General features: G+C 44.7%; 13 protein-coding genes and 2 rRNA genes (1 of these 15 running past the window's edge). 7 read left to right on the top strand and 8 right to left on the bottom strand.

Going from position 1 to position 17611, the window contains the following annotated elements; genetic code table 11:
• Positions 1 to 28: 28 nt before the first annotated feature.
• The gene (locus HF888_RS05600; RefSeq protein WP_007019332.1) at positions 29 to 835 is read right to left on the bottom strand and encodes a DODA-type extradiol aromatic ring-opening family dioxygenase; all 807 of its coding nucleotides are present in this window, start codon (positions 833 to 835) and stop codon (positions 29 to 31) included.
• A gap of 12 nt (positions 836 to 847) precedes the next feature.
• Complete coding sequence (locus HF888_RS05595; RefSeq protein ID WP_007019333.1) at positions 848 to 1297, bottom strand: DoxX family protein; 450 nt, start codon at positions 1295 to 1297, stop codon at positions 848 to 850.
• Positions 1298 to 1454: 157 nt separating this feature from the next.
• Here HF888_RS05595 and HF888_RS05590 point away from each other — a divergent pair, with 157 nt between their 5' ends.
• Positions 1455 to 2327 (top strand): LysR family transcriptional regulator, encoded by an 873-nt coding sequence (locus HF888_RS05590; RefSeq protein WP_007019334.1) that lies wholly within the window; start codon positions 1455 to 1457, stop codon positions 2325 to 2327.
• Here HF888_RS05590 and HF888_RS05585 read toward each other — a convergent pair.
• From HF888_RS05585 to HF888_RS05575, 3 genes are read right to left on the bottom strand one after another with little or no spacing between them, the layout of a single operon-like run.
• Positions 2324 to 3013: a hypothetical protein gene (locus HF888_RS05585; protein ID WP_007019335.1), complete on the bottom strand. Its 690-nt coding sequence runs from the start codon at positions 3011 to 3013 to the stop codon at positions 2324 to 2326. The genes HF888_RS05590 and HF888_RS05585 overlap by 4 nt on opposite strands.
• Positions 2994 to 3605: a hypothetical protein gene (locus HF888_RS05580; RefSeq protein ID WP_007019336.1), complete on the bottom strand. Its 612-nt coding sequence runs from the start codon at positions 3603 to 3605 to the stop codon at positions 2994 to 2996. Before HF888_RS05580 ends, HF888_RS05585 begins: the two co-directional genes overlap by 20 nt.
• Complete coding sequence (locus HF888_RS05575) at positions 3602 to 4768, bottom strand: sialidase family protein (RefSeq protein WP_007019337.1); 1167 nt, start codon at positions 4766 to 4768, stop codon at positions 3602 to 3604. The genes HF888_RS05580 and HF888_RS05575 overlap by 4 nt, the downstream gene beginning before the upstream one ends.
• Before the next feature lie 368 nt (positions 4769 to 5136).
• Between HF888_RS05575 and HF888_RS05570 the strand changes: the two genes are divergently transcribed.
• From HF888_RS05570 to HF888_RS05555, 4 genes are read left to right on the top strand one after another with little or no spacing between them, the layout of a single operon-like run.
• Positions 5137 to 5799, top strand: a complete 663-nt coding sequence (locus HF888_RS05570; protein WP_007019338.1) for a MotA/TolQ/ExbB proton channel family protein — start codon at positions 5137 to 5139, stop codon at positions 5797 to 5799.
• Positions 5799 to 6269, top strand: coding sequence for an ExbD/TolR family protein (locus HF888_RS05565; protein WP_007019339.1), 471 nt, complete (start codon positions 5799 to 5801; stop codon positions 6267 to 6269). Before HF888_RS05570 ends, HF888_RS05565 begins: the two co-directional genes overlap by 1 nt.
• 1 nt (position 6270) lies before the next feature.
• Positions 6271 to 6678 carry an ExbD/TolR family protein gene (locus HF888_RS05560; RefSeq protein WP_007019340.1) on the top strand — a complete coding sequence of 136 codons (408 nt, stop codon included), beginning with the start codon at positions 6271 to 6273 and terminating at the stop codon, positions 6676 to 6678.
• Positions 6678 to 7424, top strand: coding sequence for an energy transducer TonB (locus HF888_RS05555; protein WP_007019341.1), 747 nt, complete (start codon positions 6678 to 6680; stop codon positions 7422 to 7424). Before HF888_RS05560 ends, HF888_RS05555 begins: the two co-directional genes overlap by 1 nt.
• A 19-nt stretch (positions 7425 to 7443) precedes the next feature.
• Here the strand turns inward: HF888_RS05555 and HF888_RS05550 are convergent, their stop codons facing one another.
• Complete coding sequence (locus HF888_RS05550; protein WP_007019342.1) at positions 7444 to 9687, bottom strand: cytochrome c peroxidase; 2244 nt, start codon at positions 9685 to 9687, stop codon at positions 7444 to 7446.
• Positions 9688 to 9880: 193 nt separating this feature from the next.
• On the opposite strand from HF888_RS05550, the gene HF888_RS05545 reads away from it, so the two are divergent.
• Complete coding sequence (locus HF888_RS05545; protein WP_007019343.1) at positions 9881 to 13099, top strand: hypothetical protein; 3219 nt, start codon at positions 9881 to 9883, stop codon at positions 13097 to 13099.
• A gap of 14 nt (positions 13100 to 13113) precedes the next feature.
• Positions 13114 to 15588, top strand: coding sequence for a TonB-dependent receptor (locus tag HF888_RS05540; RefSeq protein ID WP_133308542.1), 2475 nt, complete (start codon positions 13114 to 13116; stop codon positions 15586 to 15588).
• Positions 15589 to 16235: 647 nt separating this feature from the next.
• Here the strand turns inward: HF888_RS05540 and rrf are convergent.
• Positions 16236 to 16351, bottom strand: a 5S ribosomal RNA gene (rrf, locus tag HF888_RS05535).
• 169 nt (positions 16352 to 16520) lie between these two features.
• A 23S ribosomal RNA gene (locus HF888_RS05530) occupies positions 16521 to 17611 on the bottom strand (it continues 1793 nt past the right edge of the window).

The raw sequence follows: 17611 nt of genomic DNA, 5'->3' as shown, positions 1-17611 counted from the left end.
AATTTCTAATCATTCATTTTTCTAGTGATCATCGACTGCTCAGCCAATGAAACATACCGGCTTGCTTGCCCAATACTTTAACCGATTCATGGCTATCCGCCGCTCGCCCCGCTAAACCATAGCAAACATGCAGGGGCAACAAGTGCTCTTCTCTTGGATGACAAAATCGAGCATAAGGTGCGTCTTGCCAATTCGCTAATATTGACTCTCTTTGGCTTTCATTCAGTGACTCATCTGTACACACATCTTTGAGCCAATCTTCAAACGCGAGATTCTTTTCTTCATCTTGATGGGACAACGAAGAGAAAAACGCGCGCATATTGTGAAATGAAAAACCTGAGCCAATGAATAGAAGGTTTTGCTCAAGCAAGGGCTGTAACGCCTTTCCGATAGCAATATGTTTCGCAGCATCCAAACTATGAAGTAGTGATACTTGAATCACGGGAACATCCGCTTGCGGAAACATCAACTTCAAAGGCACAAATACGCCGTGATCGAACCCCCTTTCATGCTCTAGCTGGTTTGCAATGCCTGCCTTAGATAGTTCAGCACTCACTTGCTTTGCTAAATCCGGTGCGCCAGAGCTTGGGTATTGAATCTGATACGTTTCAGCAGGAAATCCAGAATAATCGTAGAGTAGTTCAGGCGATGACTGCGCAGTTATGCGCACGTCTTGCGATTCCCAGTGGGCGCTAAACACCACGATGGCGTCAGGCCGTTTTAATGACTGACCCAAGGTTGTGAGGTATTGAGCCAACGCTTCATGATCAGGATCTCCTAGAAGCGGCAATGGGCCGCCTCCATGAGAAAGAAATACTATGTCTGACTGTTTCATGTCATACATCCGTTATTTTGCAATGGCTTTCACAAGTTGGTTATCCAATGCGAACTTACCAGCACCTTGAATTGTAAGCGCTATAGATACCACAAATAGTGTCAGTGCGTATTCGTAACCATTATTGGACATAAATAAACCGTTCTCAAAATGTACGGCAAATATCGCAACAAGCATTGTGAAAGCAGATACCAATGCTGCTGGTCGAGTTAGCAAACCCAATACCAATGCAAGGCCGCCAAAAAACTCTGCACTACCGGCTGCCAAAGCCATCAGGAAACCCGGTTCTAGACCGATGCTCGCCATCCATTGTCCTGTGCCTTCTAGTCCATAGCCACCAAACCAAGCGAACAGCTTTTGCGCACCATGGGCTGCCAAGATTAGACCCACAGGAATACGCAATACGGTTGCTGCCAAGCCTGCGTTTGAGGTCAGTAATTGAATCATTGTTTGCTTGCTCATAATCGTTCTCCGGTTAATTCATTGTGTAAGGCGTTCGCCTCAATCAGTAAGTTCATATTACTATCAATGAAAAGACCTATTAATACGCCTATTATTTAATTATTATCAACATTTTATTGTTAATAGATTTATGCATGAATGAGGCGGGCACACGACTATGGACACTCTAGATACTATTCGCGCCTTTATTGCGGTAGCTGCGGAAGGCAGCTTTACCAAAGCCGCAGATCGACTGGATACTTCACCGCAGCTGATCAGTAAGTATATGGGGCAGCTAGAAAGTCGCTTGAATATTCGCTTGCTCAATCGCACGACTCGAAAAGTACAGCTAACAGAGGCCGGAGCCGCGTACTTAGAGCAAGCACAAGATCTTATCAATCGCTTTGATGCTATGGAGAATGAAATTGGTGATCTGCAAACTCTACCGCAAGGGAATCTGCGTATCAGTGCCCCCGTTTCGTTTGCCAACCTGCACATGGGTGCCTTGTTAAGAGAGTTTCAAAGCCTCTACCCAGATATCAGTATCGATTTGCAGCTAAACGATCGTAAAGTGGACATTGTCGAGGAAGGATATGATGTGGCACTACGCATTGGCCAACTGCAAGATTCATCGTTGATTGCCAAATACATTGCGCCGATACAGCTACGTATCTGTGCATCCAAAGATTATTTACAGAAAAATGGTATCCCCAAAACCGAAGCGGATCTCAAGCAGCATACATACCTAAGTTACAGCTACGCAGAACAAAACCAGTCCATCTTTAAAAACGCAAAAACTGTGATCACCTGCAACAACGGGGACATTCTAGTGGATCATGCGATTGCAGGCAGTGGCATTGCCATGCAACCCACATTCATTTGCGGAGAGGCATTAAAGCGCGGCGATTTAGTGAGTATTTTGGAAAATTACACACCCAAGGCTTTGGGTCTCTATGCGATGTATGCGCACCGTAAGTTTATTCCACTTAAAGTGCGCTGTTTCTTAGATTTTATAGGCGGTTACTTTGGTGAAGCACCGTATTGGGATTAAGCCGTCTGTGATTGCTTTTCAAAGAGCTCGCCATTGTGAGGGAACGTGATATTCAATAAGAATACGATGGCGGCTCCACTTTCAAATAACTCACTAGAACGCGACACATCTTTGATAATCACTTCCGCAACTACGGCTACTGCAAACCAAGCTAGAACGTGATGACCTCTCGCGATAGGTACTGAAAAATAATCAGAGAATGCTTTGAACTTTTCACTCTTGCGATAGGCAATAGAAAACACGATTAAATAAGTAAGTAATGCTAGACCCAAACCTAAGCTGAAAATCAGTTTATTAATTTTGGTTTCGCCTACAACCAAGTTATGTAGATTGGTTTCTTTTTGTGCATTGTTTTGTTCAAACCATTCTGGGCTTTCGATACCAAGAATACGCTGACCCCAAGAGATCTCTTCACCAGCACCGAAGAATACGAGCAAGGCAAGGAAACCCCAAACCAATACAAACATGGCATTCTTTTGTGAGCGCAGATCGACAATGCGCTTGATGCAAACAAAACATGCAATCAATAGTGCAATCACAGTTACCCACTCTACAGGACCATCTTCGCGCGCCCAACCTGTGGTGTAGTATTCTGGATCAACAAATGCGATCACAATCCCAACCAACATATAGATTGCCAATAATGGATATACCCATTTTTCAACATTATGCATTTGCTTGAACATAGCGAACCTTCTTAATCAAAATATTAAATGCGTGGGCTACCCATTTAGATAGATAGCTAAATATACAGGCAACTACGACCAATGGATCGAGTAAATAATTCCAGAGATTCTGTGTTTCATACAAGCCAACGCCATTGCCTATCAACACCATTGTCATCACAATGGCTAACTGCCAAGACTTTACGATAACGGCAAGCACGGCTATGGCAGCAACGACAGCAACTAAATAACCATAACCAGTATCACTTGGATAACCAAGAGAATACACATCAAACATGCCCCACCCCATTGCCGATGGATATAGAACAATAGCCAACAATAAGAAAGTAAGCTTGAATGCATTGGACATTTGATACTGGCCCTGACCTACGATTGACATCACAGCAATGGCAACAGTGGCCATACTTAAATCACTTAAGTAACCGCGACTAAATTCTACAACGAGCCAGTTTTCTAAAGGCAATACAATCACTACTGCAGCAATAATATAAGCATAGGGAAACCACTTTCCCCAACGTCGCGCTTGAATAATGTATAGGATAACGGCCATTAAAAGTAAGCCGTGCCCTAATAAACTCGCTATGGCTGTCATAATAAAGCCTCCAACCACGCCTGATTAAACTGGTGATGCACAATGCTTTCCCGATCTCGGGTATAAAACACATGATAATCACCTGATGTGGTTACCGTTACCCACGGGTAGCCATAGGTTGCATTGAGATTTAAATCTTTACCTGGGTTTTCAAAATAATGTTTGGTCGTCCAGGTTTTGCCATTATCAGTGGATACCGCAAGCGCCATGGTATTACGCGGAAACTCTACCTGACGAGTGGCTTCATTGAATAGCATCCAAAGACGATCTTTGTTGTCTTTAAAACCATAAACCGCAGAGTTTGGATTATCGACGGCAAGTTTTTCATAGTCAGACCAGGTTTTGCCGCCATCGGATGTTTTGGAGTAATGTACTTTTTCGGTATGGCGACTGCTATCACGAATTAGCGCAACCGCGTGATCAGGATCCTGCACGATAACAGTAGGTTGAATAGTGTAATCGCCATCGGTAATGCGATATTTATTGATCACTTCGCCTTGAAGATTCACGCGAATCATTTCGCTAAATTCGCCAAACAATTCGTGATAACCAGTGATACCGATAGTGCCATCCTGATAAATAACCGCATCGTTTTTTACGAGTGTACTGATATTAATGAATGGCGAAGTTACGAGGCGCTTTGATGAATGCCAACTTTGTCCATCATCATAAGATACTGCCATATTCACTTGGCTTGTAGCCCACCCGCCTAGTGAGACAGTGACATAAAATAGTACAACTGGACCTGCGGGATGTTTGACTAAAACTGGGTTGCCAACTTTTTTAATGTAGCGGTTAAGCTGTTGTGAGATGTCATAGCGATCAAGCACTTTCTCATGCCCAATCCAAGCTTGTTTTGATTGATCAAAGACCGCTTTATATAGCGACACATCGGTATGCCCTTCACGGGTACCGCCATACCACATAGCGAGTAAGTTACCATTATCTAACTCAATGGCTGTGGCACTGTGTACAGAGGCCGTTCCACCATCTGTTGCAGTCGTTTCTATTAGTTTTGGCTGGTCTGCTTCTGCTGAAACCTGTTCAGGAAAATAAAAACTAGGCTCTGAATATTGTTGCTTGTTTAGGGATAACCACACACCTAAAACAATAATAGGCAGTAATGCATATCTTTTACTGAGTGCTTTAACGGGTACTTTCACGTTCGCTCCTTCAATTGCGCCCGCATTATCCTTTGGCGATGGAATTGGTGCAAGGTTTCAATAATAGATAGGAACGATCTGCGTACCATTCATACATCGGCTGTATCCGAAGGCTTAGACTATTGTTCTGATACATACTAGATGAGCAAAGGATAAGATTGGTACAACGCCATTCTTAGCTTGGCTTCAAATTCATTTGTCGTTGTTCAGTAGTCTAGTGGGTCTCACACTGTAATAGAGAGCTTTTTAAAGTTTGAATGATGCTAACGATGTTGGTCTAACTATCAGGATACACCCCTTCTTGTTTGATATTAATTATCATTTGCAATAAAATACCCCGAATCCCAGCAGTTTTTAAGGTGAATAGTGTGAATTTGGCGACTTACTGGCTAGACATCATAGGTGGTCCAGTCGTATTACTACTCGTTTTATTTTCCATCTGTGCGTCAGCTTTGGTTTTAATTAAACTGTATCAATACTGGATGCTCGCACCCAAAGATAAAGTCGCTGCAGATGATCTTCTGCGTCTGTTTTCTGAGGACAATACCCAAGCAGTGTTAGAGCTATCGGAAAACCAGAAAAACGGCCGCATTCAATTAATTGCACAAGCTCAAGATATGATTCAAAACAACGGCTTGAATATGGATCACCTTAAAACTGAGTTGTTCCGTCGGGCTCGTTTACTTTTACGCCCACTACAAGACTATTTAAGGCCTCTGGAAATCATTGCGACCCTAGCTCCGCTACTGGGTCTTTTCGGTACTGTGCTCGGCATGATCGAAGCCTTCAAGGCGATGGAAGCCGCTGGAAGTCAAGTTGACCCGGCTGTGTTATCCGGCGGTATATGGCAGGCCCTATTAACCACTGCCGTTGGTCTAGCGGTGGCTATACCCGTCACACTTATTCATGGCGCACTAGAGAAGAGAGCCGAAAATACGGCTGCGCAAATGGAAAATGATATCGAGTTTATGCTGACTCATATCGCCATGAAGTTGAGCCCTTCTACTGAGAACTCGTTGCGTAGCGCTTAATGTCAAACTTGATCGAACACGAAGGTTTACAGCCACAACAACGTAACCGCAGTATCGGATTAACCCCGTTGATTGACGTTGTATTCATCCTACTCATGTTCTTTATGCTGACGTCCAGCTTCATTCAACAAGATGTCGCTTCTTTGCCGCTACCGTCCACCACAAAAACGAACGTCAAGGATTCAGAATCCGCCATGCTCTTCATGGCTTCTAGTCAATGTCTGCACCTATCGGTAAACCAAGCCACACCCATGCAAACTCGATATTCCATTAAAGACATAGCAGTACAGCTCGACTCTATGTCGATTACCGACAATCAGCCGTTGCTGCTATTCACTGGCGAAAGCACTACCCTACAAACCATGCTCACCGCACTAACGGAACTAGAACAAGCTCTAATTCCTACGGTTTTCGTAAAGGCGCTGAAAGACGGCGATATACCGCCTTGCGAAGCACTCCCGAGAATGTGATATGCAATCCCTGATACCCACTCCTTTACGCAACCAACGGGACGATAACTTGATCCCATTGATCAATATTGTATTTTTGCTACTCATATTTTTTATGATTGCCGGCCATGTGCGTTCACCCCTGGTGACGACGCCATCATTACCCACCAGTGAGACTCTTAGCAAGCAACCACCAGCATCACCTGACCTTCAATTGGAGGTATCGCTTCAGGGTCAATGGTATCTAAATGGCGAAACCATAAATGAAACTCAATTAAGAAAGAAACTGAGCAAAGCAACCGCAACGAAGGCTATCAACCTCTATGCGGATAAAGATTTACAAAGCCTCCACTTAAATTCGCTGCTCACATTACTGCGCCAAAGCGGGTTTCATCACGTGAATATCGTGACAGAAAAGGTCATTCATTGATGTCCCCGGTTCCCACTATCCCTATTCAGTCGCCACGCACTTTACCTAGAGGATTCCAATACGCGGCACTGACAACGGCTTTGCTCGTGCATGCCATTGTGGCCACTTGGCTCTACGCGCCCTTAGAAAAAAATGAGATGGGTAATAGCGAACACTATGGAGTGGGTGGAATAAACATTGGCAGCGGCAGCGTCGCCAATGACCAGATGATTACGCAGCGCCTAAGAGCAAAAGAAACAAAAACCAAAACGCCTAAACCAGATACGAAAACGCCACCTGTAAAACTGGACGATTCAGTTCAATCATCCTCAACGAACAAGATCGTTATCCCCAAAAAAAATCAGGAAGATAGAAAACCACTAAATGAAGAGGTCACGAAACACTCTAACGCTAAGCAGCCGCTCATTTCGACCGGCTTAGCCTCAGATACTGAAAATGGTGGTCAAGTCGGCGCTCTTGATCATTACATGAAAGAATTACTCAACTGGCTTCACCAACACAAGCGCTACCCCAAGAAAGCAAAACGTAAAAAAATTGAAGGCGTCGTGCACCTCGCCTTTACCATGAACCGGAAAGGGGAAGTTCTCGAACATCGAGTAGAACAATCATCTGGATCAAGCATTTTGGATAACGCAGCCTTAAGGGTTTTGGTTCAGGCTTCACCACTGCCACCTGTTCCGCAAGACTTTAATACGGGTAAGACCAATCTATCATTAGTCCTCCCCGTAGAATACAAAATCCAATAGACCTCTTTACAGGTAACCCCTATCGCTCAATGGACGGGTTTTGAAGTACGTCTATAGACGCTGGAGTTAATCTGGACGCAGCCGAAACGGATTTCAAAAACGCGTCTAACGCTAGCAACTCTTCGTTACTCAAGCCTAGAGGTTGTATCAAATCATCAACCACTGGAAAGAAAGGGTCGTACTTGGTGGCATACTGAGGGTAATTTGCATTACGCCCCTTAGTCATGCCCGCGTTGTACATGGCTAAGACACCGACAACCGCACCACTCTTCGTTTCCGTCGCCAGTGTAGGAAACACGCCGTTATGCATATAGGGTGCAGTGAACGCAATATCACGTAACGGGGGAACACGGAATGCCCCCATCGATTCATGACGATAATCCAGAGTAAATCGGCCTACATCTTCAAGACGACGGCCATAATATGTTAAACCAGTATTACGAAACGATTGATCGCTTAGCGTAGGCCCACTGTGACAGTTTGCACAACGAGCTTTGGTTCGAAACAAATGCAAACCCCATATTTGCTGATCTGTCATAGCCTGTTGATCGCCAGATAAAAAGCGATCAAAGTCAGAAGGCTTGCTAATCAAGCTACGCTCAAATGTCGCGACCGCCTGCTTAAAGCGATCCAATGAAATTTCAGAATCACCAAACGCCGAAGCGAACAAAGCTGGGTATTGTGAATCCGCTTTTAATCTGTCTAACAGCTCGTCCAAGGTAAGGGCCATCTCTAACTGGTCAACGATAGGATGAATAGATTGCTCCTCTAAAGATCCTACCCGCCCATCCCAAAACTGCGATGTGTTGTAAGCTACATTTAAAATCGGCATAGCATTGCGCCTGCCATTTTTACCATCGGTTCCTGGAGACAGCTTTCGGCCATCACCCCAATGTTGATCTGGTATATGGCAACTGGAACAGGCGATGTTTCGTTGTTTAGATAGATTTTTATCGAAAAAAAGCGCTTTTCCCAACCGAACTTTTTCTGGGCTGTAAGGATTGTTTTGGGGAAACGCCACTGGCGGTAGTGACGCCAATTCTTTAAATGGAACCCCTTCATCTAAAGTGGCTTTTGGCCATTTGCCAGACGGCTGCGAATACGCGTTTCGCAGTTGTACCAAATTCACTGGCGTGGTGTCTCGAACCGCAGTGGGCGGCGGCGCATCCGCGGTAAAGGCGATCGGTAAGAGCTTAGCTGCTTCAGTGCTTTCGTTTATTTCTTTCGTAACGAGGTCCAGTACCTGAGGCTCCCCCTGATCACCCTGCACCCAATACGGACCTAAGCCACTGACAGGCAAACTCAATGGAAAACGCCACGCTCCACTGTCAGAGTCAATCAAAGACATCATTTCCTGTACCGTCGGCAAACGCCAATTTGTATTACCACAGTGATTATCTCGGATTAACTCGTCAATGTTTGTCCCTGCTTGAATAAGGTTATAGTGAGATGCCAAGCTTGGATCAACGGCCCATAAACGTACACCTAATGGCCAGCGAATTCGCTTTTCGAAATAATCTACGCAGGCCCATGGTGCCTCGTTAAATTCCAAATATTGCCATCTTAATGGGCGCCCTTGAGAATCCAGTCGCAGCATCAGGGATTGCTCTATATTCAATGGGGTGTTGATATTTAATTTGTGTTTACCCTTCATAGAATGATGGCTAACCGCTAATTCATCATGGTACTTCACCTGATAGCCAATGAGGTGTTGAGGATAGCGAGATAAATGCTGTGCTAGAGACCAAGTATCAGAATATCTCGACAACAATATCGGAGATGCTTCTAATTTTTTTGGGGATGCCACTTGAGAATAAAAGACGCTATGAATTGCATTTGCTATTGCTGTTAATTTAGCCTCACTGGATGGTTTCACACCGCGAGCGTCAAGCAAACGACTGTTCGCTTCGATATCTAATGCCAAACTTGCTGTACTCATTGGGGAGACGATAATAGGCTGATCTGATAGACGACCTCTTAATATGTAGCGCTCACTAAACACCTCCACTATGCCTCTATCAGACGGAATATGGGCAAGATTATGCAACTCAAAAGACCCATCATCAATCAATGGGACGGGTAACGATACAGGCTTGTCTTCAATTAAAATTCGTGCTTCAAAACCAGACCAATCCCATGAATCATAACCTTCAAGGCTAGCTCGGCCCATGAATGAATCTGCACTACCGATAGCCGGCATAACGAGGAAAAACAACGAGATCAGAGTGCCACGCACACCATGTTTAATATTTCTGAACAACATACTCAAAACTGAACCTAAGGATTTCAGGAGATTATATACCAATAATATTGATAATGATTCGTATTTATTATTTAATGTATTTAGTGAACAAGTGTACCAATTAATAATTCTAATAAACGTGGTTGCAGTTGCACAAAGATGAGGGAGCAAAAGAAATTTATGACTTTACTGAGCTAATGCACGGGAAAACCCTATGAAAAATCTGCTGAAATCAGCATTGGGGACAGCGTTAATCGTATCAATGATCGGTGGATTAACAGCCTGTTTCGATGAATCTTCCTCCTCTCCTACTAACCCAAACTCGACAAGTACCTTGTCAGGTATCGTAACCGATCCGGCGATAAGTGGTTCTAAGGTGCGCTTAGATGATCTACAAGGTAACGCACTCGCTTCTATACTCACCACTGACAAAAATGGTGAATTCGCTTTTGACTTTGCCACTGAGAATTTACCAAGCTCTGCAATGGTTTCGGCCAGTGGTGGCCACGACACCCAAACCGGCCTAGATTTTACTGGTATTACTCTTAAAGCTGTGGTTGAAAGTAAGTACACCGTGGTCTCGCCCCTTACGACCCTTGTGGTAGAAGAAATGGAAGATTCTGACAGTGATTACTCCAGCACAGTAGAAACCATTGCCAAGCGCTTTAATCTAACTCCATCGCAAGTGGTTTCAGATCCTACTCAAGATACTTCCCTACAAAAATTAAGCATTCAATTAAGCATGCTTGCTACTGCATTGCGAACCGATGATGGTTTTGATCGCGTTGAGCAGCTCATAGAGGAAAATGGTGTCGTCTGGTCTGATATTGCAAGTGAAGTGAATAGCACCCCAGATATCTCGGTTACCGCACAAGCCCGCGTGACAGAGTTGGTGAATGAACTGCAAGCCATTGATCAGATCGAAAATACGTTGAGTGCACAAGAAAGCCTAGAGGAAGTAAACAGACTATCTATTGTGAACGGTGTTACTCGTTTTCTAGAAGAGCAGCTGGCGTTCACTGCAAATGATGACGTAACCACTGCGAACATCGTGACACTGGCGGAATCGTTATGGAAAGCCAATGATAAACAAGGCCTAGCCAGCGACAGCCTAAAGTTCGCAAACCTTGTGCGCTATGTGTTTAGCACAGCTCAGATCACGACCGCTGACTTAGAAAGTGCAGACTTCGAACTAAACGCCAGCATGCTATCCAATATTGCTGATATTGCCGCTCTCAACGTGATTGATCATACAATCCCTCTTGGGACCGAGGAAAAACTAACGTCATCGGACGCAAAGCGTGACTATTTCTATCAATCTGATCTATCACCGGCCTATCAAGCCATCAAGCTATTCAACTCAGTCAGCGATGACAACATCATAGACCCTACGTTTGTAAACATCGCTAAAACCTATGCAGAACAAGGCATGCTTGATGAAGCTAATGTCATCTTAAAAAGTCAGATTGCAATGCCGTTTTACCAAGCTAAAGCTAATCTTTTTGTGGGCAATGTTCTATTGGAACAAAAAGGCAGCGACGTCGCGAAAGCCTATTGGGATACCGCCGCAAGCATCTTATCCGATTACTTATCTAGTAAGGGCTATCTGAATATGGATCAGGCTGACGCGGCTTTAATTGACGGGCTAGCCAGTGCGTACCGTGAAGCTGGCTTCTCCTCCGAAGCGGACGCCACTATTACTCCCGTGAACAACTTCATTGCCGAAAATGCGGGTGCCTATTCTGTCGCCTATTATATTTTAACTTTCTCATTTTCAAATAAAGCAAAAGAACTGGTTGAAGCAGCTGAAGCGGCTAACTTCACTGAAGATTCAGTTCGCGCGGCCAAGGCTTCTATCGATCTATTCGCCAACATCAATGAAGGTGTAGGCGCCCAGTCCAGCGCTAATAAATGTGACGGTGCAGACTACTTTAAAGCCCGCACGTTCAATTACCCGAAAATTGCAGAATATTATATTCGCATCGGAGATACCGCCGGTGTGCAAGCGACCGTCGATAAGTTTGAAGGCATTCGTGCTGAAGAGTGCACAGCGCAACAAACCATTGCCTACGTAGACGACATGGCCTCTGTTTATGGTTACCTAGGTACCATCAGCGACTATATTGATATGGTGAATAACGATACCTCTTTAACCCAAACCTACATCGATAGATCACTCAGTGCCGCAGCCATCTATCAAGCATTGGACCTGGCTAAAACAGCCAACGAAGCGGACTCAGATAACGTAGCCGATGCCATTACCATGGTATCAGCGCTCTATCCTGACGACCAAGATGCCAGTGACCTAGCAAGCCGCATCACCTACTTAACGAACAATGGAATTAATGAAAGCGACCCAAGTTCTTACTTAGGGTTAAAACTATTAAAACAAAACTACTTAGAGGAAGGCGCTCAAGTTTTTACCGCAGCATGGGAGATCGCTACATCAGACACCTTTATCAATGGCCAATTGGATAATGGCACACAACTTACTCGATATGGCTGCAGTAAAATTGCCCGCATAACCTATCAGCGCATTGATCAGTCACTAGGCCAATCACGAATGAATGAATGCGCTACGATTCTCGCTAACTTTGAAACCGAAGGCGCTACATCAGCGGTATCTGAGGCATACACCTATCTCGCGAGCGATGCATTAACCACTGGATTAGATAGTCTAGCCCAACAGGCTTTTGAAAAAGCAATCGCGTATGCATCACTTCTCAATGATGAAGAGAGAGTGGATGCGGTACGAGCTGCCCTACTCTACCCAATCGAATCAGGCTTATTAGCAACCGGCGTTGATATCAGTGCCATCACAACTCCGTTAGACGAGTTAACGATCGCCTTCAATGACACTGCAGAATACGCAACGACACAAGAAGAAATCAAAAATGCAGCTAACTTAGGTATTCGTACATTAGGTGCATACGCAAACGTGGTTCACGGCTTACGTGCAGCTGCAACAGAAGGTGTCCTATTGACCGATCAGGCCGACACTGTGAATGCCATTCAGACCGAGGCCTCCGCCTTGCTACTCGAAGTATTTGCTTTGATACAAACGCTAGCGGATGCAGATGATCGAGAAGATGTTATGAACTATGCATTTGGAATTGGAAACACTGCGAATCTAAAGTGGATCGGCATATTCGACACCCTCGCCAGCCTGATTGAATCCATGCAGGAAACAGAATCCCAATCTTTAATCAATGGCTATCGTGCTGAGTTGGCTAATCAAATCTTGAATGCGGATGCTTTTGAAGGCGAAGACCTTGCGAAAATCGACCAAGATAATGACGGGTTACCCGACTTCTTTACCGCCAATGCTTCCGCTGAAGACATAATGAATTCACGTCTAATAGAAGACAGTAACGTAGATGGAGACAACGTTAACGACAGTATGGATTCAACTCCTTTTTACGCTGAAATATAAATAGGTTTCATTCAGTGAAGAAACACGTCCCATTTTACAAGGGGATGAACAGCAGAGCCCTTGCTCTGCTGTTTTCGTTAGCCCCAATTTACAATAACGCGGCTTCTGATGAAGCCATCATTACACCTGCCTTACAAATTATTGAAAGCAATAGTCAATCTACTAAGGTTAACACTACGAACTCAGAAGGACTCTATAGTTTAGACCAGGAGAACATTCAACGCTTTCAAGAAAGTAATGGCAGTCTGACAGAGGTGTTGGATACTGTCCCTAACGTACAGTTTAGTGACGATCATGATTCCACTGAGTCCAAGATCTCAATTAAGCCAGCTTCAGTATCCATTTCTGGAGGCCGATTCTACGACAACAATTTTTCAATCAACGGTATGTCCAATAATAGTCTTCTGGACCCTGCCGGAGCCAATACCAGTGACAACGCAATAAATGACTTATCTGGACATGAACAGGCTATCTTTCTAGATATTGATCAACTAGAGTCGATATCGATTTATGACAGTAACGTACCGGTTGAATATGGTCATTTCACTGGTGGAGTCATTGATGCTCAAATCCGCCCACCTAGTTACGAAACGAAAACGGGAGTTTCTTACTATACGACTTATTCTGATTGGAGCGACTTTCATATCATCGTCAACAATGACAATGACGACGATCCTACTTATGAAACTCCCCAAGCGCCTAAATATTCAAAACAAAGATTCAAAATTTCTCACGAACAGCCGATTAATGATGACCATTCCCTACGCCTGAGTTTAAACCAGACTCAATCTGTCACATCTGAGCTTACGTATAATCAAACTAAGTCAATCAGTTCTAATAACACAGGCTTATCTCTAACTCATGGATACGAAACTGATGAATTGTTCATAACAAATTTTTTCACCTACTCCCCCTACCAAAAATCTACGTTCCAAAAAAATGTAAAGGGAAGCGATTTCCAGATTGAAGGTGGAGGCTTCACTGCCAATAGCAAAATAGAGTTTTATCGAGGTAGACAGACTCATAATGTCTCACTTGCCACAAGTTATAGTACAAACTCCCGCAATGCACCTGCACATTTTTATAACTGGAAAAATAGCAATAGTCGGCAATGGGGTTTAGATGCAGGCTTAAGCAGCAGTAAAGAAGGAGGGTTTGGGGACCTAGATAAAAGTCAGGCTGAACTTTCTGGCAATTGGAAAGTAAGTATTCCAATTCAACACCCTAATATCAAGCAATGGCTTTATGGTGGGACACTCACCCAGAGCATGGCTCGTTTTAGTCGCCCTCAAGATACCTACATTTATAGTGGTGCCACCATAAACACCCAAGTGCAGTGCCTCGGCTATACGAGTGACTGTGTTACCAATGAGCAGTATTTTAGAGAGAGAAAAATATATCCAGAGGATTCGGCCGAAGTCAGCCTTTCCCAAGCATCTATTTACAGTGAACTAGAGGTCAACGTAAGTAAGCTTAAAACAAGTCTAGGGGTTAGGTTGGATTATGATAATTTTTTAAACAACATAAATATCGCTTGGCGCACCAGAGGGACGTATGACTGGTTTGACAATAATTCATTAATTATTGTTGGCGGTATAAATCGCTATTTCAGCGGTCCTCTGCTCACTTATAAACTACGGGAAGCGGCTAAACCGTTTTATCAAGAATATCGAGGAACAACTCAAAATATTGTCAATGATTGGGAATACGACAGTGAAACCGGTGATTATCGTTACGATACAACTAATGTACGCACGCCCTATAGCGACGAGATAACACTAAGTACAAAATTTAAAATACTTGAGGGTGCGACTGAAATCAAAGCTATTTCACGTGTAAATAATGACGAATTTGCACGTACTGTCACCGATAAACAAGATGATGGGTACAGATACTATCGCTTGAACAACCAGGGCTTTAGTCGCTATCAAAGCCTATCCATTAGCTGGGATCGCAGCAATACTTATTTTAGTTATGGTTTTAATATTTTTTGGTCCAAAACCAAGAGTAGTAATGATAGCTATGACGAGAATGTAGACGCTGCTACAAACGACGAGTTTGTTTGGTATAAAAATGAGCGGCGCACATTAAGTGAAATTAGTCAGCTTAGAGAAAACTTCGCTCGCCCTTTAATCGGCTCTGTTTATTCTTTTATTCCCTTGGGCAAACAACTATCGTTAAGTATAAAAGGACGCTATAAAAGTCGGTATACCACTGTAGTTAAAGGCAGTGGAGAAACTTACACAGGGATTGTAGATAAAAATGGAACTAGCTATGCGGAATACCTCGATAACTATGAAGAGAAAAAGCAGCGAGCGACTATGCTGTTTGACAGCACTGTTCGGTGGCTGCCATCTAGCCAGAGTGACATAGCCTTGGTAAGTGAAATCAAAAACCTAACAAACACTCGTACGTATTCGATAACTGACAGTGAGGATGGCATCGAGATCGGTCGCTCCTTTTGGTTTGGTATAGACGCCAAGTGGTGATCAGAAACTTAAACCATCAATGTTAGTATTTACTGCTCCATAGCCTACTAATAGCACGTTCATCATATTAGCCTTCGGCTGACAACTAAGGCGCTCTATTTGATCTTTATTTAGTGGTACGTTTAATCTTGCATGGATGCTCGGTGTAAGGCTACAAGGATGTATTCACGCCGTTCGCGCATGAGTTGGGGATGGTGGAAGCCGATAATTAAAAGTGCTTACGACGATGTCCTACCTGTCTCGCTACGCGAGAGCCTGCCCCGCGAACGAAGTGAGTGTATTGGGTATGCCTTCGGCACTCACCCCTGCCGTGCTTCGCACAGGCGTGGTTAGCATGCCCTTTGGGTACACATGACAGGACGGAAGAGAGATTCATACGTATTCTATCCAAAGCCCCAGTAGCAGGTTTTAGATTACTATTAGGTGTTGGTAATTTTTGAAGGTGCATAAACGAGAAAAGCCCCAGTAACATTTGCTACTGGGGCTTTGAATAGAAGCTTGATCAGCGAAGCTAACTCTACCATGACCTTTTCCTGCGAAGCAGGTAGGTCAGACCCAATACACTCGCCTCGCTCGCGGGGCCAGCTTTCGGCAAGCGCGCATGAAAAAAGCCCGATAGTATTACCTATCGGGCTTTTTGAATAAGAGCTTGACGATGACCTACTCTCACATGGGGAAGCCCCACACTACCATCGGCGATGCTGCGTTTCACTTCTGAGTTCGGAATGGGTTCAGGTGGTTCCACAGCTCTAATGTCGTCAAGCAAACTGGTATGTACAGGATGTACGGTATGTCGTGGTGGCATGGATGCCAAGGAACGACGTCACCGGTTACTACAACCTACACAAAATCGGTTGGACAATTTTCTCTTTCAAATTCTTTAGCAATCGCTTTGCGATCCATTCAAACAGCTTGATCAGTTTTGGCGTTATATAGTCAAGCCTCACGGGCAATTAGTACAAGTTAGCTCAACGCCTCACAACGCTTCCACACCTTGCCTATCAACCTTGTAGTCTTCAAGGGCCCTACAGGATACTCGAAGTATCAGAGAGATCTCATCTTGAAGGGGGCTTCCCGCTTAGATGCTTTCAGCGGTTATCCTGTCCGAACATAGCTACCCGGCAATGCCATTGGCATGACAACCGGAACACCAGAGGTTCGTTCACTCCGGTCCTCTCGTACTAGGAGCAACTCTTCTCAAATCTCTAACGCCCACGGCAGATAGGGACCGAACTGTCTCACGACGTTCTAAACCCAGCTCGCGTACCACTTTAAATGGCGAACAGCCATACCCTTGGGACCGGCTTCAGCCCCAGGATGTGATGAGCCGACATCGAGGTGCCAAACACCGCCGTCGATGTGAACTCTTGGGCGGTATCAGCCTGTTATCCCCGGAGTACCTTTTATCCGTTGAGCGATGGCCCTTCCATACAGAACCACCGGATCACTATGACCTACTTTCGTACCTGCTCGACGTGTCAGTCTCGCAGTTAAGCTGGCTTGTGCCATTACACTAACCTCATGATTTCCGACCATGATTAGCCAACCTTCGTGCTCCTCCGTTACTCTTTGGGAGGAGACCGCCCCAGTCAAACTACCCACCACACAGTGTCCTCGATCCCGATGAGGGACCTGAGTTAGAACCTCAACATTACCAGGCTGGTATTTCAAGATTGGCTCCACGCAGACTGGCGTCCACGCTTCAAAGCCTCCCAGCTATCCTACACAAGTAATGTCAAAGTCCACTGTGAAGCTATAGTAAAGGTTCACGGGGTCTTTCCGTCTAGCCGCGGGTACACAGCATCTTCACTGCGATTTCAATTTCACTGAGTCTCGGGTGGAGACAGTGTGGCCGTCGTTACGCCATTCGTGCAGGTCGGAACTTACCCGACAAGGAATTTCGCTACCTTAGGACCGTTATAGTTACGGCCGCCGTTTACCGGGGCTTCGATCAAGAGCTTCGCCGAAGCTAACCCCATCAATTAACCTTCCGGCACCGGGCAGGCGTCATACCCTATACGTC

Origin of the sequence: Bermanella marisrubri (assembly GCF_012295615.1) — a bacterium.
Classification (GTDB): domain Bacteria; phylum Pseudomonadota; class Gammaproteobacteria; order Pseudomonadales; family Oceanobacteraceae; genus Bermanella; species Bermanella marisrubri.
This window is presented reverse-complemented; position numbering and strand designations above follow the sequence as displayed.